This window comes from Plantactinospora sp. A48 (genome assembly GCF_055793945.1).
Genome location: NZ_JBTIXF010000035.1, coordinates 14,943 through 41,597 on the forward strand (window position 1 = coordinate 14,943; position 26,655 = coordinate 41,597).

Consider the following 26,655-nt stretch of genomic DNA (forward strand, 5'->3'; position numbering starts at 1 on the left):
CCCGCACCGGCTAGACGCGCTGGAATACCGGAAGGTTGCTCGCATCCCCGGCCAGGTGGTTCCGGCCGGCCACGCCGAGTCGGCGGAGTCGGGACGTAGCCAGGAAGCTACTTGTCGGTAATGATGGCGACATGCAGTACGACGTGCTGGTCATCGGTTCCGGCTTCGGCGGCAGCGTCGCCGCGTTGAGGCTGGCCGAGAAGGGCTACACGGTGGGCCTGGTCGAGGCGGGCCGCCGGTTCGCCGACGACGAGTTCCCGAAGACCTCGTGGGACGCCCGCCGGTTCCTGTGGGCACCGGCGCTGGGCTGCTACGGGATCCAGCGGATCACCCTGCTCCGCTCCGCCGGGGGACGCGCGACCGCCGAGGGTGCCCGGGTGCTGGTGCTCTCCGGCGCCGGGGTCGGCGGAGGTTCGCTGGTCTACGCCAACACCCTATACGAGCCGCTGGACGCCTTCTACACCGATCCGCAGTGGCGGGACATCACCGACTGGCGCTCGGAGCTGGCCCCCCACTATGACCAGGCGAAACGGATGCTCGGCGGCACGACGTACCCGCTGGTCACCGGCGCGGACCGGGCGATGCGGGCGGTGGCCGACCGGATGGGGGTGGGTGGCACCTTCCACGCCACGCCGGTCGGGGTGCACCTCGGCGGGCGACCGGGCGAGGTGGTCCCCGATCCGTACTTCGGCGGCGCCGGGCCGGCGCGGACCGGCTGCCTGCACTGCGGCGCGTGCATGACCGGCTGCCGGCACGGCGCCAAGAACACCCTGGTCAAGAACTACCTCTGGCTGGCCGAACGACTCGGCGTCGAGGTGCTTCCGCTGACCACGGTCACGGCGGTGCGGCCGGCCCCCGGCGGACCGGGATACACCGTCGAGACGGTCCGCACGGGTGCCTGGCCGCGTCGGCACCGCCGGACGATCCACGCCGACCAGGTGGTGTTCGCGGCCGGCGCGCTCGGCACCCAACGCCTGCTGCACCGGATGCGGGCGACCGGGGCGCTGCCCCGGCTGTCCCCCCGGTTGGGCGCGCTGACCCGGACCAACTCGGAGGCCATCCTCGGGGCCTCGGTGCCGAGGACGGCGGCCCGGTCCCGGGGTCTCGACTTCACCGAGGGCGTGGCGATCACCAGCAGTTTCCACCCCGACCCGCAGACACACATCGAGCCGGTCCGGTACGGGCGGGGCTCGAACCTGATGGGACTGCTCCAGTCGCTGCTGGTCGACGGCGGTCCCGGCCGGCTCCGCCGGTGGTTCGGCAGCGTGCTGCGCCAACCCCGGCTGGCGGTGCGGATGCTGTCGGTCCGGGACTGGTCCCGGCGTACGGTGATCGCACTGGTCATGCAGTCGGTCGACAACTCGTTGACCACCCACTACCAGCGGGGCTGGTCCGGCCGGCGGCGGTTGGTGGCCACCCAGGGGCACGGCACCCCCAGTCCGACCTGGATTCCCGAGGGGCACCGGGCGGCGCGGCTGCTCGCCGAGGAGATCGACGGCGTACCCGGTGGCGCGGTGACCGAGCCGTTCGACATCCCGATGACCGCGCACATCCTCGGCGGCGCGGCCATCGGCACCGACCCGGAGACCGGCGTGGTCGACCCGTACCACCGGGTGTTCGGGCACCCCGGGTTGCACGTGGTGGACGGCGCCGCGGTCTCGGCCAACCTGGGCGTCAACCCGTCGCTCACCATCACCGCCCAGGCCGAGCGGGCCCTGTCGTGCTGGCCGAACAGGGGCGAGCCGGACCCGCGACCGGCGCTCGGCTCGGCGTACCGGCGGGTGGCGCCGGTCCCGCCGCGGCACCCGGCCGTTCCGGCCGACGCCCCCGGCGCCCTCCGCTGGTAGGGAAGGGCCGGCCGGACCCCGGGTCGTCGGTGACTGTCGGTAAACTCCGGGTCCATGAGTACCCCGCGCCCGGTTCTGGTGGTGGACTTCGGAGCCCAGTACGCCCAGCTGATCGCCCGCCGCGTCCGGGAGGCGAGGGTCTACTCGGAGATCGTCCCGCACTCGATGCCGGTGGCCGAGATGCTGGCCAAGGACCCGGCGGCGATCATCCTGTCCGGCGGGCCGGCCAGCGTGTACGCCCCCGGCGCGCCCGGCATCGACGCCGGGATGCTCGACGCCGGGGTGCCGGTGTTCGGGATCTGCTACGGCTTCCAGGCGATGGCCCAGGCGCTCGGTGGCACGGTGGCCCACACCGGCAGCCGGGAGTACGGCGGCACCCCGCTGCGGGCCCGCGCCGACGCCGGCACGCTGCTGCGGGACCTGCCGGCCGAGCTTCCGGTGTGGATGAGCCACGGGGACAGCGTGACCGAGGCACCCGCCGGGTTCGTGGTGACCGCCGAGTCGGCCGGTGCCCCGGTGGCGGCGTTCGAGGACCTTGCCGGTCGGCGGGCCGGCGTGCAGTTCCACCCGGAGGTGGGGCACACCGCGCACGGCCAGGAGATGTTGCGCCGGTTCCTGTACGACATCGCGGGGATCGAGCCGACCTGGACGCCGGAGAACATCATCGACGAGCAGGTGGCGCGGATCCGGGCGCAGGTGGGCGACAAGGAGGTCATCTGCGGCCTGAGCGGCGGGGTGGACTCGGCGGTGGCCGCGGCGCTGGTCCATGAGGCCGTCGGTGACCAGCTCACCTGCGTGTTCGTCGACCACGGCCTGCTGCGGGCCGGCGAGGCGGAGCAGGTCGAGAAGGACTACGTGGCCGCCACCGGGATCAAGCTCAAGGTGGTCGACGCGGCGGACCGGTTCCTGGGCGCGCTGGCCGGGGTGAGCGACCCCGAACTGAAGCGGAAGATCATCGGCCGGGAGTTCATCCGGGTCTTCGAGGCGGCCGCCCGGGAGATCGCCGCGCACGGTGACGTCGAGTTCCTGGTGCAGGGCACCCTCTACCCGGATGTCGTGGAGTCCGGCGGGGGCACCGGCACGGCCAACATCAAGTCGCATCACAACGTTGGCGGGCTGCCCGAGGATCTTCGATTCTCGCTGGTCGAGCCGCTGCGTACGCTGTTCAAGGACGAGGTGCGGGCCCTCGGCCTGGCGCTCGGGCTGCCCGAGGCGATGGTCTGGCGGCACCCGTTCCCGGGTCCCGGGCTGGCGATCCGGATGATCGGCGCGGTCGACCGGGAGCGGCTGGCGGTGCTCCGCGCGGCCGACCTGATCGCCCGGGAGGAGCTGACCGCGGCGGGCCTCGACCGGGACGTCTGGCAGTTCCCGGTGGTGCTGCTGGCCGACGTGCGCAGCGTCGGGGTGCAGGGCGACGGCCGCACCTACGGGCATCCGGTGGTGTTGCGGCCGGTCTCCAGCGAGGATGCCATGACCGCCGACTGGTCCCGGTTGCCCTACGACGTGCTGGCTCGGATCTCGACCCGGATCACCAACGAGGTACCGGAGGTGAACCGGGTGGTCCTGGACATCACCAGCAAGCCGCCGGGCACCATCGAGTGGGAGTGACCGGGGTACCGGCGCCTCACCCGGCGGTGGGCGGCGCCGGCGGCCGGAGTGCCGGGTCGACCGGCGGGTAGGCCCCGCGCGGCACCCCCCGACCCGGCGCGGTGCCCGTGGCGTGCGGCCAGGCGGGCGCGGTGCCCGTGGCGTGCGGCCAGGCGGGCGCGTCCGGCGGCTCCTCGGGCATCAGGAACCACATGATCGGGTACGCGAGCAGCGCGACGCCCGCGGTGAGCAGGCCGGCGACCGCGAAGCACACCCGGACCAGGGTCGGGTCCACCCCGAAGTAGCGGCCGAGGCCACTGGCCACCCCGGCGATCATGCGGTCGGTGGTCGGTCGGCGGAGTTGCCGGTACGGAGCCTGTGACTGGGGTGGATAGGTCATGCCCCAACGGTCCCCGCCGACGGGGCGAACCGCCTCGGGAAGCGCCCGGATCAATACCCTGACCGACCCCTGAGGGGCGAGTCTAGTGTCAGGAATCCGACTCAGTTCACGGTCGAGACATGACGTCCGAGGAGAATTCAGACTCGTGACGATCGCGCTGGAGCCGCTTCGCAGGATTGCGGCGTACGGAGTCTGCGTCAACGGCGAGGGAAAGGTTCTGCTGGTCCGGGCCTCGCCCCGGTCCGGCACGCCGGGGGTCTGGTCGCTGCCCGGCGGTGCCGTGGACCATGGTGAGGACCCGCACCACACCGTGGTCCGGGAGACAGCCGCCGAGACCGGCCTGTCGGTCAGCGTGGCCAACCTGCGGGACGTACTCGCCGACATGCGGTCCATGCCGCACCGGGGGGTGACCATCCACACGGACCGGTTGCTCTACCAGGTGTCGGTCCGGGGCGGCAGCCTCTGTGACCGGATCGGGCAGCCGACCGACCTGGCCCGCTGGGTGACCCTGGACGAGGCGGCCCAGTTGCCGTTGCGGCCGTTCACCGCCCGCGCCCTGGGACTGCCGTCGGCGCCCATCGACCGCTGCCCGGACGAGGTGCCGGACTTCCCGTCGTTCAACGCCGTGCCCGGTCCGGACGGGCTGCACCGGGCCCAACGGTTCGCCGCGTACGCGGTGGCCACCGACCCGGTCGGCCGGGTGCTGCTGACCCGGATCGCGGACGGTTACCCGGGGGCCGGGCGCTGGCACCTGCCCGGCGGCGGCACCGACTACGGCGAGCAGCCCGGCACGGCGCTCATCCGCGAGCTCGTGGAGGAGACCGGGCAGCAGGGCCGGTTGGTCGAGCTGCTGGGCGTCGCCAGCCATCGGGACGCGGCATCGCTGGGTCCCGAGGGGTACCCGATCGACTGGCACGGGGTGCGCGCCTTCTACCGCGTGGTGATCGACGATCCGGCGCCGCTGACCGTACGCGACGTGGGTGGTTCCACCTGTGACGCTCGCTGGTTCGGCGCCGCCGAGCTGGCCGCGCTGCCCGCTGACCTGCTGACCGAGGTCACCGCCGAAGCCGTCCGCGCCGCCGGCCTGCGCTGACCGACCCGTCCGCGCCGCCGGTCCGCGCCGGGCGGGTGGCTCAACGCAACTTCGGCGAACCTGGGGGGTCCGAGCTGCCTTGACCCTCCGGGTTCGCCGATGATGTGTTGACCTGGGGGCGGCCCAGGGCGGACGGAGGGTTCGGGTGGAACGGCGGCGGCGGATCGGGGCGTACGGGCTGTGCCGGAACGGGTCGGCTGTGCTGCTGGCCCGCGCCTCGGCGCACAGCGATCTGCCCGGCGTGTGGCAGATCCCGGGCGGTGGCCTGGAGCACGGCGAGCACCCGGTGACGGCTCTGGTCCGCGAGTTCGCCGAGGAAACCGGGCTGACCGTCGAGCCCGTCCGCCTGCTGGCCGCGGTGGCCGAGGTGCGGCAGGTGCCGGATCTCGACGTGGAGTGGCACCTGGACCGGATCGTCTTCGAGGTCCGGCCGGTGTCCGGGACGCTGCGGACCGAGGCCGTGGGCACCACCGATCTCGTCCGGTGGGTCGGCTCGGCGGAGCTGTCCGGGCTGCCGCTGATGCCGTTCACCGCAGACCTGCTGGGGCAGCCGGTCACGCCGCTGTCGTCGCGGAGGCATCCCGGGGCGGGTGCCCGCCCGCGCCGTACGCTGGCTCCGGCCGTGCCCCGGCGGGGTCAACGCTTCGGGGCGTACGGGTTGGTCACCGATCCGACCGGCCGGGTGTTGCTGACCAGGATCGCCGAGGGCTATCCCGGGGCCGGCCGGTGGCACCTGCCCGGTGGGGGCACCGACCACGGTGAGCAGCCGGCCACCGGGCTGTTGCGGGAGCTGGCGGAGGAGGCCGGGCAGGTGGGTGGGCTGACCGGCCTGCTCGACGTGGACTCGTCGCACAATCCCGCCGCGCTGGGACCGGAGGGCTACCCGGTGGACTGGCACACGGTCCGGGTGGTCTACCGGGTGTCGGTTGACGCGCCCACGGAGGCCAGGGTGACCGAGGCGGCCGGGGGGTCGACGGCGGCGGCCGGTTGGTTCGCCCGGGAGGATCTCGCCGAGCTGCCGCTGACCGGGGTGACCAGCCGGATAACCAGGCAATACCTGTCATAACGCCCGCCACCACTGACCGGTTTGGATGGCTCCGGTAAACTGACCGATCGGGCGTGATCCGATGATGTGCCGTTATGCGCAGACTGAAAGGTTTGCCCGGGTCACGGCCTTGCGGGAGAAATGCGCCGCTAGCCAGCTATCGCCATCGTCCGTGGTTTGTGCGATGGTGTAGGCCGCCCAAATCGGTTACCGGGTCATGGGCCCGGTAGGAGACAGCCGGACGGCCGCCCGCGGCGGGCGGATGAGGCGTTCGGTGATGGAGGAAACGTGCCGAGAGCCCCTTGGCGCCGGCGTCGTACGGCGGACAGCCCGGGTCCCGCAGGACGCCGCTGGGCGGGTGGTCTGCGGCGGAGCGGGACGCTCGCCCGCCAGGTGCTGCTGGTCCGGGTCGGGCGGCGCGGCCACCAACCGGGTGGCGTCGCCGGTCTCGTCCGGTCGGAGCACTACCACAGCGAGGGCCACCGCCTTGCCGGCCGGTACTCGCGCAGCCGGCTGGCCGAGTCGTCCCTCGACGCGGTGCTGCCGGTCAGCCCGGCCGTCGGCCCGACAACGGCGGTGGACGAGTCCGGCACCGGGATGACCATCCCGTTGCTGCCGGGGGAGCGTACGCTCGCCCGCCGGCTGCGGTTCGCGCTGGTCAACGCCTGCACCCTGGCCAGCCTGATGCTGGGCATCACCGCCATCATGCTGGCCATGCACGACGACGTGCGGATCGCGGCGCTGTGCCTGATCGCGTGCGTGGCCTTCGACGGGTTGGACGGCGCGCTGGCCCGGCGACTCGGCGTGGCCAGCCCGTTCGGCGCCCAGATGGACTCGCTGGCCGACATGTGTTCGTTCGGTCTCGCCGCTCCGGTCGTGGTCTACGCCTCGCTGGCCGGCACCGTCTCCACCCCGGCTGCGGCGGTTGCCTGTGCCCTGGTCGCCGCGTGCGCGGCCGTTCGCCTCGCCCGGTTCAACGTCTCGCCCAAGGACGGCCGCTTCTTCTGCGGGGTGCCCACCACCATGGCGGCCGCGGTACTGGCCCTGGCCGTCCTGATCGGGCTGCCGGTCGCCGGGCTCGTCCAGGTCGCCGGTGTCGGCGCGCTCGCCTTCACCATGGTGTCGAGTTTCCCGTACGCCAAGCTGGCCCGGCTGGTCAAGCTGCCGCCGTGGCTGTGGCTGGTGCCGGTGGTCGGCGCCCTGATCGACGTGCGGGTGACGTTCGCCCTGGCGGTGCTGGCCTATCTGGTCAGCGGGCCACTGCTGTGGCTGCGCCAGCGGCGTACCGCGTGAGCTTCTGACCGCCAGCCGCACCGCGGGTGACTGTGGAAACGGGCGTTCCCGCTTCGGCGGGAACGCCCGTTCGGCGTTTCAGTTCCTCGGGGGTCAGGTTCCTCGGCGGTTCAGATCCAGCGGGCGATGACGCTGGCTCCGCCGATCACCCGGTCGCCCGGCCCGACCAGCGGTTCGGCGGCGTTCGCCGGCAGGTAGACGTCGGTCCGGGAGCCGAACCGGATCAGGCCGAATCGTTCCCCTCGGGCCAGCAGGGCGCCGACCGGCGCACGCTGGACGATCCGCCGGGCGATCAGGCCGGTACGCTGCGCCACCACCACCGTGCCGTGGTCGGTGTCCAGCACCGTGTACGCGGCGACGTTGTGCTCGGCGTCCGGGCGCATCGCGGCGGCGAAGCCGCCGTCGGCCACGAAGTAGTCGACCACCTTGCCGGCCACCGGCGACCGGTTCACGTGGACGTCCAGCACGGAGAGGAAGACCGCGATCCGCAGGAACTCGCCCGAACCGAACCGCTCGTCCTGGAGCCGCTGGACCGACAACACCTGCCCGTCGGCCGCGGCCACCACGGCGGACGGGTCCTCGGGCACGGCCCGCTCCGGGTCCCGGAAGAAGGCCGCGACCACGGGAGCGGCCAGGGCCGGCAGCAGCCAGAGCCGGGACTTCGGCCGGGTCAGCCGGGCCAGCGCGGCGAGCCCCACCGCGATGCCACCGGCGACCACCCCGTTCGAGTCGATGTGCATGCCGCGGGTCAGCGGCACACTGGAGGTGCGGTACGCGGGCGCCAGCCGGGCCGCCGTGGACACCGAAGCCGGGGTGTAGCGCAACCGGTGCACCCGCAGTGGTGGCCGGTTCCGCAGCACGAGGTCGCTGCTCACGCCGAAGAGCACCGCCTGCCGGTCGAGTTCGGCGGCGGCGCCGGCGGTCCGGCCGGGCGGAGCCGGAGCGACGACGCTGAGCACGCCACCCTCGGCGAGGTACTTCACCAGGCCGTCGATGGCGGCCCGGGCCTCGTCGGCCGTTCCGGTGAACGGCTCGGCTGCCACCACCATGTCGACCGGTTCCGCCTCGGCCAGCGAATCGACCACCCGGATCCGCTCGGTGACCCATTCGCCCCGGGCCGCGACCTGCTCGCGCAGGCCGGCGGCGCCGGTCGGCTCGGCGGGAACGACCGTGAGCGTGTCGCCCGGCAACAGCCCGTCCAGCGCCGCCGCCAGCACGGCGGAGTCGGGACCCGCCCCCACCACCAGGCCGCTCTTCGGACCTTGGTGCCGGGCGAACTCGGCGGTCAGGGCGCGGGCGGCGCGCTCACCGACGGGCACCGCCCCGGCGGGCTGACCGCCTGGCGCGACGGGGTACTGGGTCATCTCGGGCGAACTCCTCTGGGAGGTGCGGGCGATCGGACGCGGGCGGACCCGGCGCGGCGGGCCGGGCCGGGAACCTCCATCGGCCAGCATAGGCGCGAGGTCGGAGTGGCACACCGACCGCGTGGGGCCGGTCGCCCGCCGTCCGGCCGCGCCGGGTGCCACGCCGACTGTTCAGGCCGCCGCCCGCCGCCCGGCCGCGCCGGGGGTGCCACGCCGACCGCTCAGGGCCGCCGCCCGCCGCCCGGCCCGCCGGTCTCCGGAACGCCGCTGGTCGGGCGCTGCTCGTCGGTCAGGCGCTGCTCGCCGGACGGCAGCGGCTGTCCGGACGGCTCCGGGCGACCGGTGGCCGGGCTGCCCGAACGGAGCGCGGCGAGCAGACCCAGCAGACCCAGCAGGATGAGCCCGCCGGCCACGAACCAACCCACCGCCGGCAGCGCCAGATCGAGGATCTGGGCCACCAGCCACCAGACAGTGATGATCAGGAAGAGCGCGCCGAAGATCAGCGAAACCCCGTCGGTCCGGTGTGCCTTCATCGGATCACCTCCACGTCTCCCGCGTCGACACGGACGTCCAGCCGCAGCTTCCCGCCGCCGGCACCGTCCGGGCCGAGGTCGGTCACCGATCGGCTCTGGTCGTTGACCCCACTCCATCGGGTGTTGAACACCCGCGCCTCACCGGCGTTGATGTCGGCGGTCGCCGTCACGTCGACGTTGGCTGGCACGAGCACCCGCAGGTGACCGAACCGGATCCGTACCGCCACCGGCGCGTCCTGACCGGTGAAGTCCACCTGTCGCAGGTCCAGGGTCGCGTCGCCGAAGGAGTTGGCGTACCGGTCCGCCAACTCGGAGTAGTTGGTCGGAGTCCAGGTCACCTGCCCCTCCTGGTCGCTGTCGATCGTGGACGACTCGGCCAGCGTGGTGATGCCGAGCGCCGCGGTGGCGACCAGGCCGAGCGCGATGAGCCAGCGGGCCCGGCCGAACCAGGCGCCCACCAGCAGGCCCAGTCCGATGGTCACGAGGGCCGCGGCGAAGTAGCCCGAGGTGGTCACCGGGACCGCGTTGGTGAGGTCGAGCACCGTGACGATGCCGATGGCCACGAAGACCAGCGAGAACGTGGCGGCGCCGAGCGGGGAACGTTCCCGGGGCGGCTTCGGCGGGCGTGGTGCCGGGCCGGGTGGTGGGTACGGCGGGGCCACCGCGGTGGCATCCGGACCGTGCGGCGCGTACGGGCCGCGCGGGGCGAACGGAGGCCGGTACCCGCGGTCCAGCGTCGGACCGAGCGGGGTGGCCGCCGGGAACTCGGCGGTACCCGGATGGCCGGTCGGCCCGGGGTAGGTGGCGACCGGCGGCGCCGGTGGGCTCAACCACGCCGTGGCGGTCTCGCCCGGTGCGCCGCCCGGCGGCGGAACCACCGGTTGGCCGGGTCCCCCCTGACCCGGCCAACCGGCGCCGGGTTGCGCCCCCGGTGCGGCGGGCGGCCCGGCCGGTTGACCCAGCCGGCGACCACCGTTGCGGTTGAGCAGGAGCGCGCCCCCGATGACGATCGCCGCGCCGAGCAGCACCGCGCGGAACCGGTCCGTCACGATCAGCCCGAACATCACCGCAACCAGTACCCCGAGCACGAGCACGGTGATCGGCTGCATGCTGGACCGACCACGGCCGAGCACGGATTCCACAGGTGAGGCGGTGTCCCCCTCCGCCGGGATGGTCAGCCAGGCGGCCAGGTAGACCAGGATCCCGATCCCCCCGAAAAACCCCAGAACCGCCAGCAGTACGCGCCAGAGCACCGGGTCGGTGTTGGTGGCCCGGCCGATGGCGGCGCAGACTCCGGCCAGGTACCGCCCCTCGCGGGGCCGGACCAGGCCGTACCGGGAACTGAAGCTGGCGCCCGTGGGTGGCGGCCCGGCCTGCTGTCGGGGTGCCTCCCAGCCCGGTCCGGTCGGGGGCGGTTCGGCACCGGAACCCGGGTATCCGGCCGTGCCGCCCGGATGACCCGCCCCGCCGCCCGGCGGTGGCGTCGCGCTGCCGGGTGGAGCGGCCGGCGGTGGCGTCGCGCCACCCGGCGGAGCGGCCGGCGGCGGCAGGGTGCCGGCACCGCGCTCCGGTTGTGGCGCGGCGGTGGGCGGCACCCCGGCGGTTGGTAGCGGGGCGGTTGGTGACGGTGGGGTGGCCGAGGGCGTGGCGGCCGGTGCTGGCGCGATCAGCGCGGTGGTCTCATCGTCCGTCGGTCCGACGGGGTCGTGGACGTCGCGCAGGGTCGGCTCGTCGGCTCCGCCGAAGCTCGGCTCGCTTCGCTCGGCGGACGGGGGACTGGCCGGGGCCGACGGGGCGCCCGGCGTCTCCTCCGGCGTCCCGTCCCGGCGTGGCTCGGCGGGTTGGTCGGTCATGCTCCGATAGTGGCCCGCCGGCCGCCCCGGTGACCTCCGGAGTCGACCCTGACGGGACCCTGAGATTGCCCGGCGGGCAAAGTCCGGGGCGTCCCCGTGGTGGCCGCCCGTCCGGCGTGTGACGATCGACGTGACCGGTGGTGGTCGACGTTCCCGGTGGTGGTCGACGTTCTGGGCCCCTGCCGGCCCGACCAACGCATCGCGGCCGGCCCCGCCGGTTTCCGGACCGGTTCAGCAGCACCGGACCGGTTCAGCAGCACCAGACCGGGGTCCAGCGGCAACGGTTCCACGACGACCGGTTCCAGCGGGACCGGCCCCACCACGACCAGGGAGCTACCGATCAGCATCGTCACCGAGTCGCCCCGGCTCTACCGGGTGCGCGACCATCGCATGGTGGCCGGCGTCGCCGCCGGGATCGCCCAGCACCTGGGCATCTCGGTGCTGCGGGTCCGGATCGCCTTCGTGGTGCTGCTCGGGTTCAGCGGGCTCGGGCTGCTGCTGTACGCGGCCTTCTGGGCGGTCGTGCCACTGCGGCCGGGCGCCGCGGAGCCGACGCCGCGCCGGGATCTCGTTCAACTGCTGCCGTTCGTGGCCATCGGGCTCGGCATGATCATGATCCAGGTGCTGCTGTTCGACTCGGTCGGGGTGGCCAGCACCGCGGGCTGGCTGGTGGCGATCATCGCGATCGGCGCGGGCGTCATCTGGCACCAGTCGGCACCCGAACGGCGCCGGCAGTGGAACGGCGCGGTGCCGTGGTTGGGTGCGGTCGTCGAGGAGAGCGACCGGCGCGCGTTCGTGCTGCGCTTCATCGGCGGCGGGGTGCTGGTCGCGGTGGGGATCATCGGCATCGCGGCGGTCTACTCACCGCAGCAGAACTTCGACGCCGTCCTGTACGGGGTGATCTTCGCGCTGGTCGGCCTGGCCGGGGTCGGCGTGGTGGCCGCCCCGGTGCTCTGGCGGACCTACAACCAGTTGCGGGCCGAGCGGGAGGGCCGGATCCGTGAGCAGGAACGGGCCGAGCTGGCCGCGATGGTCCACGACCAGGTGCTGCACACGCTCGCCCTGATCCTGCGCAACGCCAGCGACGTGAAGACCGTGCAGCGGTTGGCCCGGGGTCAGGAGCGGTCGCTGCGGAACTGGCTGTACAAGCCCACCGCCTCGCCCAACGAGCGGCTGGCGGCCGCGCTGGAACAGGCCGCGGCCGAGGTGGAGGACACCTACGCGATCAGCGTCGAGGCGGTCGTCGTGGGTGACCGGGAGACCGACGAGCGGGTCGACGCGCTGGTCGCGGCCGCCCGCGAGGCGCTGGTGAACGCCGCCCGGCACGCCAAGGTGCAGACGGTGTCGCTCTACGCCGAGGTCGAACCGGAACAGATCAGCGTTTTCGTCCGGGACCGGGGCGCCGGCTTCGACCCGGCGACCGTGGGGGATCACCGGCACGGGGTCCGTGGTTCCATCATCGGGCGGATGGACCGGCACGGCGGGCGGGCGGAGGTCCGCAGCGAGCCGGGCGCGGGTACGGAGATCCGGCTGACACTGCCAACGCCCGGCGACCGTACCGCCACAGGAAAGGACAAATGACCATGAGCGAGCGGCCTATGGAGCCGGCGGCCGGGGAGCAGATCCCGGACCGTCCGTTGCGGGTGTTCCTCGTCGACGACCATGCCATGTTCCGGGCCGGGGTACGCGCCGAACTCGGCGCGCACGTCGAGGTGATCGGGGAGGCCAGCAGCGTGGCGGAGGCGGTCACCCGGATCGGCACGACGACGCCCGACGTGGTGCTGCTCGACGTACACATGCCGGATGGCGGTGGTCGCGCGGTGCTGGACGCCGTCCGGCGGAGCCATCCCCAGGTGAAGTTTCTGGCGCTGAGTGTTTCGGACGCCGCCGAGGACGTCATCGGGCTGATCAGGGCGGGCGCCCGGGGGTATGTCACGAAGACGATCTCCCCGGACGAGTTGGCCGCCGCGATCCGCCGGGTGGCCGATGGTGACGCCGTGTTCAGCCCGCGGCTCGCCGGGTTCGTCCTGGACGCCTTCGCGGCCCGACCGGACGCCCCGGTCGCCGACCCGGAGCTGGACCAGCTGACCAACCGGGAGCGTGAGGTGCTGCGGCTGCTGGCCCGGGGATACGCCTACAAGGAGATCGCCAAGGAGCTGTTCATCTCCATCAAGACCGTGGAGACGCACGTCTCGAACGTGCTCCGGAAGCTGCAGATGTCCAACCGGTACGAGTTGTCCCGGTGGGCCGCCGACCGTCGGCTGGTGTGAACTTTTCCCAACTCAAGCGATGGTACCAATGGTACAGATGTGACTAGTGTGGCAGTTCACTACTGACAGACGACGCTATCTGTGCTGAAATCCCCTTCGCGTCGCGGAATGGCCGACCGTTCGGCTCGACTTCGCCGCCGTCCCGGCCTCTGCCGACGCTGCGTCCTGCCGCCCCGCCCACGAGGTGGGGCGGACCCCTGGGGAGAGGTAGTCATCCTGATGTTCGGAAGCACCCCCGCGCGCTGGGGCCGAACCGCCCTGGCCGCGATCGCCGGTGCCGCGCTGACCTTCGGCGCCACCGGCCCGGCCGCCGCCGAGCCGCCCGCCACCGGTGTGCCATCCACGGTGGGTGGCAGCTCGGTCACCCTGAAGCTCGATGGCAAGAAGATGACCACGTCGGCCTTCAACCTGAAGGTCGACGGCGAGTCGGTAACCGCGTTCTGCATCGACTTCCACACCAACATCGCGTTGGGTAAGGAGTACACCGAGGGCACCTGGGACGCCTCCGAGGTGCAGAATCTCGGCAAGGTGCAGTGGGTGTTGACGCACGGTTACCCGAACGCGGACGCCGACGCGCTGCTCGCGGCGGCCCACGCCACCCTGCCGGCGGGCACCGACGACAAGACCGAGAAGAAGCTGCTGTACTTCGGCACCCAGACCGCCGTGTGGCACTTCAGTGACGGCGTCGAGTTGGGCGAGTACGTCGCCAGCGGGAATCTCACCGAGCCGCAGTACCAGGTGATCAGCAGCATCCAGAAGTACCTGGTGGCCAACGCCACCGACGTGCCGGAGCCCAAGCCGGCGCTGACCATCCAGCCCGGCAAGGTGACCGAGGTGGCCGTCGGGTCGAAGGCCGGCCCGTTCACCGTCACCGGTCCGGCCGGCGAGATCAAGCTGACCGTCGAGGGTGGCCAGGCGGTCGACGCCGACGGAAAGGCGATCACCAGCACCGCCAACGGAGAGAAGTTCTGGCTGACCAGCGAGGGCGCTGGCACGGTCTCGGTGACCGCGACCGGTTCCGGATCGGTCTCCTTCGGCCGGGTCTTCCTCTACACCGGTGGCAAGGCGCAGAAGCTGATCCTCGGTGGCACCACGGGTGAGCAGGTCACGGCGAAGGCCCAGGCCAGCTTCGTGGCGGCGGCCACGCCGAGCGCGAGCGCCAGCGCGCCGGGTGCCGGCGCCGGGGGCCCGGCGTTGCCGGTCACCGGCTCGTCCACCGGTGTCGTCGTCGGGATCGGCCTGGTGCTGTTGGCCGCCGGTGCGGTGGCGGTGCTGATCGTCCGCCGTCGCCGGGTGCGGTTCACCGTCTGATCCGCGTACCCCTCACGGTGCCCTCGACGCCACGGCGTCGAGGGCACCGTCCATTGTGGGCCGGCGGCGAACACGCTCCGTAATGATGACGGGCGTCGTTGTGGACACGTTCCGTAACTGGCTCCGCCGGTCGCGGTGAACGTGCCCCGTTGCGACGGGCACGATCCGTTACGGCCCACGCGATCCGCCGGGTTGAACACGTCAGGTGAGCAAGTCATCTCGTTGAGTGTCATCGCGGGGGTAAAAAGCTGATGGTGATTGATATTACGTTTCCTCGGGTCGACCGAGGGTGCTGGAAAAACCGCTGGCCAGGATGCTCTGGATGAGGTAATGAGCAGCCTGGGAATCTCGAAGGGGCGGCGGGCGACTAACGTTCCGGTAACACGGCTTTCGGTACGAGGCGTGCCGGTGTCACAGTTGCACCGCTTGCCCCGCCCCTCGAGTGAGCCGCCTTCGCTGGCCCGGACCGCTACGGCTAACCTTTGCCCGTCGTCGCAGATCCGGGGCTTTTCGGCGCCGGCCTTCGAGTGACGGGTGAGCCGAACGGATCGCCGGTGCGTCTGGGTGCCGGCTTCTTCCGTGACAGCCTTTCCCGGCGTCCGCGAACCGCGTGTGGACCGTCGGCGCGTCCTGCCCGCATGTGCGGAGCGTGACGGAAACCCAGGTAGAAGGAATTGAGGAGGCTTGGCGAGAATGAGGGTCTCGAAGCGAGTGGGTGCGGTCGCGCTGGGCGCGGCCCTCGTACTCACCGCGGCAGGCTGTGGCAGCGGGGGCGGCAGCGATGACGCCGGCGGCGGCACCGCGAGCGGCTCCATCACGCTCGACAACGTCGAGCCGGAGTCTCCGCTGGTCCCGGCCAACACGAACGAGACCGGTGGCGGCAACGTCATCGACAACCTGTGGGCCGGCCTGGTCCGTTACCCGAACGACGGTGGGGCGCCGGTCAACCTGGTCGCCGACTCGATCCAGACGGGCGACTCCAAGGTCTACACCATCAAGATCAAGCAGGGCCTGAAGTTCCACGACGGCACCGAGGTCAAGGCGCACAACTTCGTTGACGCCTGGAACTGGGGCGCCTACTCGCCGAACGGCGCCAAGAGCGCGTCGTTCTACAGCGACATCGACGGCTACGCCGATGTCCACACCGAGGACCCGGACGCGGACGGCCCGAAGAAGGCCGATAAGCCGAAGACCGACAAGATGAAGGGCCTCAAGGTCGTCAACGACTACACCTTCGAGGTCACGTTGTCGTCGCCCTTCTCGATCTTCCCGGTCAAGCTCGGCTACAGCGCGTTCTACCCGATGCCGGACGCCTTCTTCAAGCCCGGGGTCAAGCCGGACGACTTCGGCAACCACCCGATCGGCAACGGTCCGCTGAAGTTCGTCTCCTGGCAGCACAACGCCGACATCAAGCTGACCCGGTTCGACGACTACCAGCTCGACAACAAGGTCAAGGTCAAGGACGTCACCTACAAGCTGTACAACAGCTCGGACTCCGCGTACCAGGACCTGGTGTCGGGCAACCTGGACTTCCTGCAGCAGGTGCCGGTCTCGGCGCTCGCCGGTGACAAGTGGAAGACCGACCTCGCCGACCGCACCATCAACGTTCCGGTGCCGACCTCCGCGAAGATCGACTTTCCGTTCTACGACCAGAAGTTCAAGAACGTGAACCTCCGCAAGGCGGTTTCGCTGGCCGTCGACCGGGCACTGATCACCGACAAGGTGTTCTCCGGGTCCAAGAAGCCGGCCAACAGCTGGGCCAACCCGCTGACCGCCGGTGCCAAGGACGGCAACTGCACGGTCTGCGAGTACAACAAGGACCAGGCCAAGAACCTCCTGGCCCAGGCCGGTGGCTGGACCGGAACCATGAAGTTCTATTACAACGGTGACCGGGACCACAAGGACTGGATGGACGCCGTGGCCAACAGCGTGTCCACCACGCTGGGCATCGACGCCAAGGCCGTCCCGATCGCCACCAACGCGCAGTTCCGCCAGCAGATCAACGCGCACAAGATGGACGGTCCGTACCGGGCGGCCTGGCAGCAGGACTACCCGGACGTGGAGAACTGGCTCGGCCCGCTGTTCGTGACCAACGGCAGCTCGAACAACGGCCAGTACAGCAACACCCAGGTGGACACGCTCTACCGCGAGGGTGTGGCGGCGCCGAGCGTCGAGGCGGCGCACGAGAAGTTCGCCCAGGCGATCGCCGTGGTCGACCAGGACGTCCCGTCGATCCCGGTGTACTTCTACAACCAGCAGTCGGGCTACTCCGAGAAGATCAAGCACGCCGAGACCACCTCCAAGGGTCCGATCGATCTGTCCACGGTCGAGCTCAGCTAGGCGGCTCAACGTGCCGGTCCGGCCTTTCGAACGGAAGGCCGGACCGGGACGGTCCCGCTGTCGAGGGCGCGTGATCCGCGTCCTCGACACCGTCTCGCCATCTCGTGCCGGGCAGCCGGCGCGTTCTTTCTGGAGGACCACCCATGGGCCGTTACCTGTTGAGACGGCTTCTCCAACTAGTCCCGGTCTTCATCGTGACCACCTTCATGATCTACGTGCTGATCTGGTGGGTGCCCGGCGACCCCTTCGCGGGTAAGTGCGGCGAACGCCCGTGCCCGGACAGCTACGTCCAGATGATGACCCACAAGTACCACCTGGACCAGAACGTGTTTCTGCAGTACGGCAACTACATGAAGGCGCTGCTGCAGGGGGACTTCGGCACCACGTACAGCGGTCGCTCGGTCAACGACATCATCGCTCAGGCGTACCCCAACACCCTGAAGCTGGCCCTGGTCGCGATCCTCGTCGAGGCGCTGATCGGCATCACCGCCGGCGTACTCACGGGTCTTCGCCGCAACGGCTTCGCCGACAACCTGGTGCTGGTGTCCACGCTGTTCCTGATCGCGCTGCCGACCTTCGTCACCGGCTTCGTGCTGCAGTGGCTGTTCGGCGTGCAGTGGGGGCTGGTGAAGCCGACCGTCTCGTCCGGCGCGCCGTTCTCCCAGCTCATCATCCCGGGGTTCGTGCTCGGCAGCACGTCGATGGCGTACATCGCCCGACTCGCCCGCACCAGCATCGCCGAGAACCGGCGGGCCGACTACGTGCGGACGGCGATCGCGAAGGGCCTGCCCATGCGTCGCGTCGTCGGGGTCCACCTGCTGCGTAACTCGATGATTCCGGTGCTGACGTTCCTGGGCACCGACATCGGTGGCCTGATGGGTGGCTCGATCGTCACCGAGGGCATCTTCAACATCAACGGAATCGGCGGCCAGGTCTACCGCGCCATCTTCACCAAGGAGAACGCGACGGTGGTCTCCATCGTCGTGATCCTGGTGATCGTCTTCCTGCTGGCGAACCTCCTGATCGACCTGCTGTACGCCGCCCTCGACCCGAGGATCCGCTATGAGTGACCCGACGACCGGCTCGATGGTGACCACCCCGCCGGCCGACCAGCCCGCCGTCGTCGGCGGCGCGCCGCTCGACACCAGCCGGCAGGACAAGCCACGCGGCCTGCTCGGCGACGCCTGGCGGGACATGCGCCGCAAGCCGCTGTTCTGGATCTCGGCCACCTTCATCCTGCTGTTCCTGCTGATGGCCGCCTTCCCGTCGCTGTTCACCTCGATCGACCCGAACGCCAGCGACCTCAACCGCAGCCGGGTCGAGCCCAGCGGCGCCGCCTGGTTCGGGTACGACGTCCAGGGCCACGACGAGTTCGCCCGGACGATCTACGGCGCCCGTGCCTCGATCATCGTCTCGGTGCTGTCGACACTCGGTACGGTGCTGGTCGGCGGGACCATCGGCATGCTCGCCGGTTTCCGCGGCGGCTGGGTCGACGCGCTGCTGTCCCGGATCGGGGAGGTCTTCTTCGGCCTGCCGTTCGTGCTCGGGGCCATCGTGATCCTCAGCACGTTCAACGCGCCGGGTTCGGACAGCGGGACGTTCAAGATCATGGCGCTGGTCATCGCCTCGCTGGTCCTGCTGAGTTGGCCGGTGTCGATGCGGATCATGCGGTCCTCGGTGCTGGCCACCAAGCAGGCCGACTACATCCTGGCGGCCCGGGCGATGGGGGCGAGCAACAGCCGCATCATCTTCAAGCACCTGCTGCCCAACTGCCTGGCACCGGTGCTGGTCTACTCGACGATCCTGATCGGCACGTTCATCGGCGTCGAGGCGACGCTGTCCTTCCTGGGCGTCGGCCTACAGCCGCCGGTGGTGTCCTGGGGCGTCATGATCAGCGAAGCCCGTACCTGGATCCGGGTCTCGCCGTTCCTGTTGTTCTTCCCGGCCTCGTTCCTCGTCGTCGCGGTCCTCAGCTTCGTCACGCTCGGCGAGGCCGTACGCGAGGCGCTCGACCCCAAGCTCCGCTAGGAGAGAGTTCGTTGTCCGAGATAACTGTGTCCCAGCGGTCCCGACCGGGTGCCGAGGGTCCGGGGCGTCCGTCCGGCCGGCTGCTGGAGGTCGAGGACCTCCGGGTGGAGTTCCGCACCCGGGACGGTGTCGCCAAGGTCATCAACGGGGTGACCTACCACGTCGACGCGGGGGAGACCCTCGCCGTGCTCGGCGAGTCGGGTTCCGGCAAGAGCGTGACCGCCCAGACCATCATGGGCATCCTCGACTCGCCACCCGGGTTCGTCACCGGCGGCTCGATCCGCTTCCACGGCCGGGACATGCTGAAGATGTCCGGCGAGCAGCGCCGCCGCATCCGCGGCGACGGCATCGCCATGGTCTTCCAGGACTCGCTCTCGGCGCTGAACCCCGTCTTCACCGTCGGGTTCCAGATCGCCGAGCAGTTCCGGGTCCGGCAGGGGATGGGTCGCGGCGCCGCCAAGAAGCGCGCCATCGAGATGCTCGACCTCGTCAAGATCCCGAACGCCCGGCAGCGGGTGAACGAGTACCCGCACCAGTTCTCCGGCGGTATGCGCCAGCGCGTCATGATCGCCATGTCGCTGGCGCTGGATCCCGAGGTGCTGATCGCCGACGAGCCCACCACCGCGCTGGACGTCACCGTGCAGGCCCAGATCATGGACCTGCTGGCGGAGTTGCAGCGGGAACGCCGGATGGGTCTGATCCTGATCACCCACGACCTCGGCGTGGTCGCCGACGTCGCGGACCGGATCGCGGTGATGTACGCGGGGCGGATCGTCGAGGAGGCGGACGTCCACGAGCTGTACGCCAACCCGGCCCACCCGTACACCGTTGGCCTGCTCGAGTCGATCCCCCGGATCGACGAGAAGGGCCAGCAGCTACGGACGATCAAGGGGCTGCCGCCGAACCTCATGCGGATCCCCACGGGCTGCCCGTTCCACCCGCGCTGCCCGATGGCGCAGCCGGTCTGCCGGGAGAAGGTGCCCCCGCTGCTGACGCTCGGTCCCACCCGGGCCAGCGCCTGCCACTTCGCCGAGGAGCTGGTTAACCGTGGCTGAGAAGATCCTCGAGGTACGCAACCTGGTCAAGCACTATCCCGTGACCCGGGGTGTGGTGTTCCGGAAGACCATCGGACAGGTACGGGCCGTCGACGGCGTCTCCTTCGACCTGCACCAGGGCGAGACACTGGGCATCGTCGGTGAGTCCGGCTGTGGCAAGTCGACCCTGTCCCGGCTGCTGATGAGCCTGGAGCCGCCGACCGGTGGACAGGTGCTCTACAAGGGCCGCAGCATCACCTCGATGAAGGGCGGCCAGCTGCGCCGGCTGCGTCGCCAGATCCAGCTGGTCATGCAGGACCCGTACACCTCGCTGAACCCGCGGATGACGGTGGGCGACCTGATCGGGGAGCCGTTCGAGATCCACTCCGAGGTGGCCCCGCGCGGCAGCCGGCGCCGGCGGGTCCAGGAACTGCTGGACCTGGTCGGGCTGAACCCCGAGCACATCAACCGGTACCCGCACCAGTTCTCCGGCGGGCAGCGGCAGCGGATCGGCATCGCCCGCGCGCTCGCCCTGCGGCCGGAGATCATCATCTGTGACGAGCCGGTCAGCGCGCTCGACGTGTCGATCCAGGCGCAGGTGATGAACCTGCTGGAGAAGTTGCAGGGCGAGCTGGGACTGTCGTACGTCTTCATCGCGCACGACCTGTCCGTGGTCCGGCACCTGTCGGACCGGGTGGCCGTGATGTACCTCGGCAAGATCGCCGAGATCGGCACCGAGGACGAGATCTACGAGCGGCCGACCCACCCGTACACCCAGGCACTGCTGTCCGCGGTGCCGGTGCCGGACCCGAGGAGCCGGGAGCACAAGGCGATCATCCGGCTGACCGGGGACGTACCCTCGCCGGCCAACCCGCCCTCGGGCTGCCGGTTCCGGACCCGGTGCTGGAAGGCGCAGGAGATCTGCGCCCAGGAGGAGCCGGCGCTCGTCCAGCGCCGGGACACCGACCACCCCAGCGCGTGCCACTTCGCCGAGAAGCGGGAGATCGTCGCCAGCCACGACGCCTGACCGTCCTCAGCCACGGCTGCGGCGGCGGTGTCGCCGCCGTCCGGACCGGCTGTCGGGCGGGCTGGACCGGCTGTCGGGCCCGCGCCGGACCGGCGCGGCGGGTCACCGGCGACGGATACCGCCGACTCCGTTGCACAGGGTCTGTCCACCCGGACAGACCCTGTGCAACGTTCGGGGGCTGGTGCGGTGCCCTGACGGTCGCTCAGCAGCGGGCCGGTTGGCTGGCGCCACCCGGCTCCGTTGGCTGTCGGGGCCGCTCAGAGCGGGCCGCGACCGGCGCGCAGCAGCAGCAGGCCCAGCTGGGTACCGTCGGCGCCCAGCGCGTCCCGGAAGCGGTCCAGGATCTGACGTTCGCGGGCCAGGACCAGCCGCGTGCCGCCCGAGGCCACCCGGGTGGCGCCGACCTGCCGGGACAGTTCCGCGCGTTCCTGCCAGAGCGCGATGAGGGCGTTGTCGATCTCGTCGATCCGGTCCCGCAGCGCGGTGATGCGCTCGGCCGCCACCGGCGACGCGCTGCCGGTTCCGGAGGCTGCTCCGGCGGCCTGGGGGCCACCGGGCGTCAGTACGGCTGGTCCGCCGACGGTGCTGGCGGACTCGGCCGGGCCGGCCGGATCAGCCGGTACGGTCCGGACAGGCGAGGTGGAACCGGATGCCTGGTCGGCGAGGTGCGTAGGCATGGCTGCTCCTTGAAGCGGTCGGGCCGCCGGAGTTCCCGATTTCCCGAAGCGAAAAGCCCCGGGCTCTGGGAGCCCGGGGCTTTTCGTAGGTCTGTGATCAGGCGCGACCTACGGCTGCCGGACTCCCGGAGCCGTAGTAAAAGTAGCTGCGCACCTGCCTTGTCACGTCGTCGAGTATGCCTACTCCGTCGGGCCGGGCGCAACCTGTTCCACGTAATAGGACGCGCCCCGGCCGAGGTGCCCGGCCGGGGCGCGGCGCGGCTCAGCCCAACCGGGTGATCCGGTTGGCCGGTCCGGGGGCCACCGGAGAATTGCCGCCCAGGTAGCCGACCAGGGCATCCACGTCGAAACCGGGCGCGGTGGTCCGGCCGGTGCCGTCCCGCAGGAGGGTGAAACCGTCACCCCCGTTGGCCAGGAAGTCGTTGGTGGTGACCCGGTAGCTGGCCGCCGGGTCGATCGGGGAACCGTTCAGGGCCAGGTTGCTGACCCGGTCACCGGCCGCCCGGGTGCCGTCGTACGAGTAGGTGAAGCCGGCCGACACCTGCAGGACCTTCTGCTGGGTCTGTCCGCCGTACCCGACGAACTGCTGCTCCAGGACGTTCCTGAGCTGCGCCCCGGTGAGGGTCTGGGTGACCACCAGGTTGTTGAACGGCTGGACGGTGAACGCCTCGCCGTAGGTGACCTGGCCCGGCGCCTCGCCCCCGGCGGAGTTCCCGTACGTCAGGGAGGCCCGGATGCCGCCGGGATTCATCAGCGCGAGCTGGGCGCCGTCGTTCTTCGTCCAGGCCAGCTGGGCATCGGCGATCACGTCGCCGAGCGGGCTCTCCTGGTTCGGCTGGACGTCGCGGACGATGTCCCCGGCGATCGAGCCGACGATCCGGTTGGCGATCGGCGCGACGGCGGTGCGGTACTTGTCGGCGAGCTGCTTGGCGGCCGGATCGACCAGCTCGGGGTTGAGCACGTACGTCCCGGCCGGGGTCTTCTGGTAGCTGCCGTCCGGGTTGCGGACGCCGTTCTCGACGATGACGTTGTGCGCGGCGATGTCGGTGAACCGGCCGGTCCGCCGGTCCAGCGTGTAGTCGATGTCGGTGATCAGCTGGCCGTTGGTGCCGGCGCTGGTGACCACGCTGTCCGCGCCCGAGGAGTTGGGCAGCTTGCAGGAGTACCACTTGTGGGTGTGCCCGGAGACCACCAGGCCGAACTCGGGGTTCAGCCCCTTGACGATGTCGACGATCGGGCCGGAGAAGTTGGCGCAGTCCGAGATGCCGATCGGGTTCGGCGGCGCGGCCTGGGAGCCACCCTCGTGGACCAGCAGCACCTGGGCCTTGACGCCGAACAGCCGCAGCAGGCCACCCCACTTGTTGGCGGTCTCGACCTCGTCGGCGAACCGTACGTTGGTGATGCCGGCCGGGTTGACGATCCCGGCGGTGCCCTCCAGGGTCACGCCCACGAAGCCCACCGGTACGCCGTCGATGAACTTGATGTCGATCGGGGGCAGGATCGGCAGGCCGGTCTTCCGGTCGATCGTGTTGGCGGCCAGGTAGTGGAACTTGGCCCCGGCGAACCCGTCGCCGTCCTGGCAGCCGTCGGTCGGGTGGCACCCGCCGCGCTGCATCCGCAGCAGCTCGGTGACGCCCTCGTCGAACTCGTGGTTGCCGACGGAGCTGACCTGCAACCCGATCTGGTTCATCAGCTCGATCGTCGGCTCGTCGTGGAAGGCGGCGCTGACCAGGGGACTGGCGCCGATCAGGTCACCCGCGCCCACCGTGGTGGTGACCCGGCCCTCGGCGGTGGCCTCGGCGCGCAGCCGCTTCAACCAGGTGGCCAGGTATTCGACGCCACCGGCGGGGGTGCCGTTGACCGTCGCGCCGCTGCCGCCCGGCGGGTCGATGGCGCCGTGGAAGTCGTTGTAGCTGAGGAACTGCCCCTTGACCGGCTGGCCGAGCGGCGATCCGTAGGAGACGGAGACCGGGGCGTACGCCCCAACCGGAGTGGGCGTGGTCCGGGGGGTGCCACCGGTGGCCAACGGCGCGGCGCCGAGGACGGCGAGCGCGAGAGCGGGGGCCGCGAGGTGGCGCAGCACCGCCCGTCCGCGCGGGCGCGGGAAACTCATGGTGTGGGTCCAATCGGATCTGGGGAGGGATCTTCAACTCCCCGGTCATCGTTCTCGACCGGGCCCGAACGCGCCAGACCAGACGGGTGACGACTTCGTGGCCGATCGGTGTGGGATGACCAGCGGCGTCGATGTTAATGGGGGGCCCTTGCTCTACCGGAAGCGATAACGGGGGGCCCTTCCTTACCTCGGGGCGGTTGGGGCGTCGGGGGATGTCCGACTGCGGGCATAGACTCGCGAGGCGATGCGTGCTCTCTTCGAACCCCCACCCAGCACCCCCCGGCCGTCCGGGGGGCCGGCCACCACCGACCCCCGGTCGTCCGGGCAACCGGCCCCCGCCGGCCCCTGGCCGTCCGGCGCGGCGGTCCCGACCCGCCCCGGCGCCGTGCGCCTGGACGCCGCCGCCCTGCTGGCCGGGCTCAACGGCCCGCAGCGCGACGCGGTCACCCATTCCGGCAGCCCGCTGCTGATCGTGGCGGGGGCGGGCTCGGGCAAGACCCGGGTGCTGACCCACCGCATCGCGTACCTGCTGGCCGCCCGGGACGTACACCCCGGCGAGATCATCGCGATCACCTTCACCAACAAGGCCGCCGGGGAGATGAAGGACCGGGTGGCCGCCCTGGTGGGGCCGCGCGCCCGGCTGATGTGGGTGTCGACCTTCCACAGCGCCTGCGTGCGGATCCTGCGGGCCGAGCACGAGCACGCCGGGTTGAAGTCCACCTTCTCGATCTACGACGCGGACGACTCGCGCCGGCTGATGCAGATGGTGGCCCGGGAGCTGGATCTCGATCCCAAGCGCTACCCGGCCCGGGCACTGGCCGCGCAGGTGTCCAACCTGAAGAACGAGCTGGTCGACCCCGAGGATTTCGCCGCCCGCGCCAAGGGGCCGAACGAGCGGGCGGTCGCCGAGGCGTACCCGCTCTACCAGCGGCGACTGGCCGAGGCGCACGCGCTGGACTTCGACGACCTGATCATGACCACGGTCAACCTGCTCCGGGCCCACCCGCACGTCGCCGAGAGCTACCGGCGCCGGTTCCGGCACGTCATGGTCGACGAGTACCAGGACACCAACCACGCCCAGTACGCGCTGGTGAAGGAGCTGGTCGGCAGCGCCGACGACCCGAGCGGCCTGCCACCGGGCGAGCTGTGCGTGGTGGGCGACGCCGACCAGTCGATCTACGCCTTCCGGGGCGCCACGATCCGCAACATCCTGGAGTTCGAGCGCGACTTCACCGACGCCCGCACCATCCTGCTGGAGCAGAACTACCGCTCCACCCAGACGATCCTGAACGCCGCCAACGCGGTCATCGACAACAACACCTCCCGCAAGCCCAAGCGGCTGTGGAGCGAGGAGGGTGCGGGCGAGCAGATCGTCGGGTACGTCGCGGACACCGAGCACGCCGAGGCGGACTGGGTGGCCCGGGAGATCGACCGGCTGGTCGACGCCGACCAGACCCGGCCGGGCGACGTCGCGGTGTTCTACCGCACCAACGCCCAGTCCCGGGTCTTCGAGGAGGTCTTCATCCGGGTCGGCCTGCCGTACAAGGTCGTCGGCGGAGTCCGGTTCTACGAGCGCAAGGAGGTCCGCGACGCGCTGGCCTACCTGCGGGCCGTGGTGAACGACGACGACACGGTGAGCATCCGGCGGATCCTCAACACCCCGCGCCGGGGCATCGGCGACCGGGCCGAGGCGTGTGTCGAGGCACTGTCCAACCGGGACCGGATCTCGTTCGGCGCCGCGCTGCGCCGGGCCGGGGACGCCCCCGGGATCTCGACCCGCGCCGCCAACGGCATCGGCGACTTCGTGGCGCTGCTCGACGAGGTACGCGAGCTGGCCGCCACCGCGCCGCCGGAGGACGTCCTGGAGGCCGTGCTGACCCGCTCGGGTTACCTCACCGAGCTGGAGGAGAGCCTCGACCCGCAGGATGCCGGCCGGGTGGAGAACCTCCAGGAGCTCGTGAGCGTGGCCCGGGAGTACACCGAGCGGGTCGAGGCGCAGGCCGAGGAGGACGGTCCGGGCGCCAGCCTGGCGGGCTTCCTGGAACAGGTGGCGCTGGTGGCCGACGCCGACCAGATTCCGGTCTCGCCTGACTCGACGCCGGGCGGCGCCGAGGACGACGACCTGCCCTACCCGGGCGTGGTCACCCTGATGACCCTGCACACCGCCAAGGGGCTGGAGTTCCCGGTGGTGTTCCTCACCGGACTGGAGGACGGGGTCTTCCCGCACCTGCGCTCGCTGGGCGACACCCGGGAGCTGGAGGAGGAGCGGCGGCTGGCGTACGTCGGCATCACCCGGGCCCGCCAGCGGCTCTACCTGTCCCGCTCGGTCACCCGGTCGGCGTGGGGCCAGCCCTCCTACAACCCGCCCTCCCGGTTCCTGGAGGAGCTGCCACCCGACCTGGTCCGCTGGGAGCGGCTGGAGGCCGCGTACACCTCCTGGTCCGGCACCGGCGGCGGCGTGGGTGGTCGGTCGGGCGCCGCGGACCGGGGCGCGGTCGGTCGCGGCGGCGGCTTCACCGGAGGTACGCCGAAGGCGGCCCAGCTCGCCCAGCGGTTGGGTGTGGACGCCAGCCGGCTGAGCACCGCCAGCGAGCTGCCGCAGGCCCCGAAGGTGGCGGCCGGGGACCGGGTCAACCACCAGCGGTACGGCCTCGGCCGGGTGCTGGCCGTGGAGGGCCACGGTCCGAGCACCCGGGCGCAGATCGACTTCGGCGACCAGACGATGTGGCTGGTGCTCCGGCACGCCCCCATCGAGAAGCTCTGACCTGACGGTCGGAAAGCAACCCCGCCCGACCTGTCAGCTTCCGGTCTGTGTGGTTCCGGAATCATGAGCGGTCACT

General features: G+C 71.3%; 20 protein-coding genes. 14 read left to right on the forward strand and 6 right to left on the reverse strand.

Annotated features, from left to right (window positions below; genetic code table 11):
• The first annotated feature begins 131 nt into the window (after window positions 1-131).
• Both ACXN5W_RS18610 and guaA read left to right on the forward strand, forming a co-directional pair.
• Complete coding sequence (locus ACXN5W_RS18610; protein WP_473159587.1) at window positions 132-1,847, forward strand: FAD-dependent oxidoreductase; 1,716 nt, start codon at window positions 132-134, stop codon at window positions 1,845-1,847.
• A 54-nt stretch (window positions 1,848-1,901) separates the two neighbouring features.
• Window positions 1,902-3,455 (forward strand): glutamine-hydrolyzing GMP synthase, encoded by a 1,554-nt coding sequence (guaA, locus tag ACXN5W_RS18615; RefSeq protein WP_473159588.1) that lies wholly within the window; start codon window positions 1,902-1,904, stop codon window positions 3,453-3,455.
• A 16-nt stretch (window positions 3,456-3,471) separates the two neighbouring features.
• Here guaA and ACXN5W_RS18620 read toward each other — a convergent pair whose 3' ends face one another.
• Complete coding sequence (locus ACXN5W_RS18620; protein WP_473159589.1) at window positions 3,472-3,834, reverse strand: PspC domain-containing protein; 363 nt, start codon at window positions 3,832-3,834, stop codon at window positions 3,472-3,474.
• Between the two features lie 145 nt (window positions 3,835-3,979).
• On the opposite strand from ACXN5W_RS18620, the gene ACXN5W_RS18625 reads away from it, so the two are divergent.
• From ACXN5W_RS18625 to ACXN5W_RS18635, 3 genes are all read left to right on the forward strand, one after another.
• A complete protein-coding gene (locus ACXN5W_RS18625; RefSeq protein WP_473159590.1) occupies window positions 3,980-4,927 on the forward strand; it encodes an NUDIX hydrolase in 948 nt (315 codons plus the stop codon).
• A 145-nt stretch (window positions 4,928-5,072) separates the two neighbouring features.
• Window positions 5,073-5,993, forward strand: coding sequence for an NUDIX hydrolase (locus ACXN5W_RS18630; protein ID WP_473159591.1), 921 nt, complete (start codon window positions 5,073-5,075; stop codon window positions 5,991-5,993).
• A gap of 342 nt (window positions 5,994-6,335) precedes the next feature.
• Complete coding sequence (locus tag ACXN5W_RS18635) at window positions 6,336-7,265, forward strand: CDP-alcohol phosphatidyltransferase family protein (protein ID WP_473159625.1); 930 nt, start codon at window positions 6,336-6,338, stop codon at window positions 7,263-7,265.
• Window positions 7,266-7,375: 110 nt separating this feature from the next.
• On the opposite strand, the gene ACXN5W_RS18640 is transcribed toward ACXN5W_RS18635, so the two are convergent.
• From ACXN5W_RS18640 to ACXN5W_RS18650, 3 genes are all read right to left on the reverse strand, one after another.
• On the reverse strand, window positions 7,376-8,629 hold the full coding sequence (locus tag ACXN5W_RS18640) for a phosphatidylserine decarboxylase (protein ID WP_473159592.1): 1,254 nt from the start codon (window positions 8,627-8,629) through the stop codon (window positions 7,376-7,378).
• Window positions 8,630-8,850: 221 nt separating this feature from the next.
• Entirely contained in the window at window positions 8,851-9,162 is a 312-nt protein-coding gene (locus tag ACXN5W_RS18645; protein WP_473159593.1) for a hypothetical protein, read from the reverse strand.
• Window positions 9,159-11,015, reverse strand: coding sequence for a PspC domain-containing protein (locus ACXN5W_RS18650; RefSeq protein WP_473159594.1), 1,857 nt, complete (start codon window positions 11,013-11,015; stop codon window positions 9,159-9,161). The genes ACXN5W_RS18645 and ACXN5W_RS18650 overlap by 4 nt, the downstream gene beginning before the upstream one ends.
• A 345-nt stretch (window positions 11,016-11,360) precedes the next feature.
• On the opposite strand from ACXN5W_RS18650, the gene ACXN5W_RS18655 reads away from it, so the two are divergent.
• The 8 genes from ACXN5W_RS18655 to ACXN5W_RS18690 all read left to right on the forward strand — a co-directional run bounded on the left by ACXN5W_RS18655 (window position 11,361) and on the right by ACXN5W_RS18690 (window position 21,025).
• A complete protein-coding gene (locus ACXN5W_RS18655; RefSeq protein WP_473159626.1) occupies window positions 11,361-12,596 on the forward strand; it encodes an ATP-binding protein in 1,236 nt (411 codons plus the stop codon).
• Window positions 12,597-12,598: 2 nt separating this feature from the next.
• Window positions 12,599-13,285, forward strand: a complete 687-nt coding sequence (locus tag ACXN5W_RS18660; RefSeq protein ID WP_473159595.1) for a response regulator — start codon at window positions 12,599-12,601, stop codon at window positions 13,283-13,285.
• 219 nt (window positions 13,286-13,504) lie between these two features.
• Window positions 13,505-14,596, forward strand: a complete 1,092-nt coding sequence (locus ACXN5W_RS18665) for a thioester domain-containing protein (RefSeq protein WP_473159596.1) — start codon at window positions 13,505-13,507, stop codon at window positions 14,594-14,596.
• Window positions 14,597-15,289: 693 nt separating this feature from the next.
• Window positions 15,290-16,936: a peptide ABC transporter substrate-binding protein gene (locus ACXN5W_RS18670; RefSeq protein WP_473159597.1), complete on the forward strand. Its 1,647-nt coding sequence runs from the start codon at window positions 15,290-15,292 to the stop codon at window positions 16,934-16,936.
• A gap of 143 nt (window positions 16,937-17,079) precedes the next feature.
• Window positions 17,080-18,006: an ABC transporter permease gene (locus ACXN5W_RS18675; protein WP_473159598.1), complete on the forward strand. Its 927-nt coding sequence runs from the start codon at window positions 17,080-17,082 to the stop codon at window positions 18,004-18,006.
• A complete protein-coding gene (locus tag ACXN5W_RS18680; protein ID WP_473159599.1) occupies window positions 17,999-18,964 on the forward strand; it encodes an ABC transporter permease in 966 nt (321 codons plus the stop codon). The genes ACXN5W_RS18675 and ACXN5W_RS18680 overlap by 8 nt, the downstream gene beginning before the upstream one ends.
• A gap of 26 nt (window positions 18,965-18,990) precedes the next feature.
• Window positions 18,991-20,019, forward strand: coding sequence for an ABC transporter ATP-binding protein (locus ACXN5W_RS18685; protein WP_473159627.1), 1,029 nt, complete (start codon window positions 18,991-18,993; stop codon window positions 20,017-20,019).
• Window positions 20,012-21,025, forward strand: coding sequence for an ABC transporter ATP-binding protein (locus ACXN5W_RS18690; protein ID WP_473159600.1), 1,014 nt, complete (start codon window positions 20,012-20,014; stop codon window positions 21,023-21,025). The genes ACXN5W_RS18685 and ACXN5W_RS18690 overlap by 8 nt, the downstream gene beginning before the upstream one ends.
• Window positions 21,026-21,282: 257 nt before the next feature.
• Here the strand turns inward: ACXN5W_RS18690 and ACXN5W_RS18695 are convergent, their stop codons facing one another.
• Window positions 21,283-21,702 carry a chorismate mutase gene (locus tag ACXN5W_RS18695; RefSeq protein ID WP_473159601.1) on the reverse strand — a complete coding sequence of 140 codons (420 nt, stop codon included), beginning with the start codon at window positions 21,700-21,702 and terminating at the stop codon, window positions 21,283-21,285.
• Between the two features lie 262 nt (window positions 21,703-21,964).
• Window positions 21,965-23,815, reverse strand: coding sequence for a bifunctional metallophosphatase/5'-nucleotidase (locus ACXN5W_RS18700; RefSeq protein ID WP_473159602.1), 1,851 nt, complete (start codon window positions 23,813-23,815; stop codon window positions 21,965-21,967).
• Window positions 23,816-24,059: 244 nt separating this feature from the next.
• Between ACXN5W_RS18700 and pcrA the strand changes: the two genes are divergently transcribed.
• The gene (gene pcrA, locus ACXN5W_RS18705) at window positions 24,060-26,579 is read left to right on the forward strand and encodes a DNA helicase PcrA (RefSeq protein ID WP_473159603.1); all 2,520 of its coding nucleotides are present in this window, start codon (window positions 24,060-24,062) and stop codon (window positions 26,577-26,579) included.
• Window positions 26,580-26,655 lie beyond the last annotated feature (76 nt).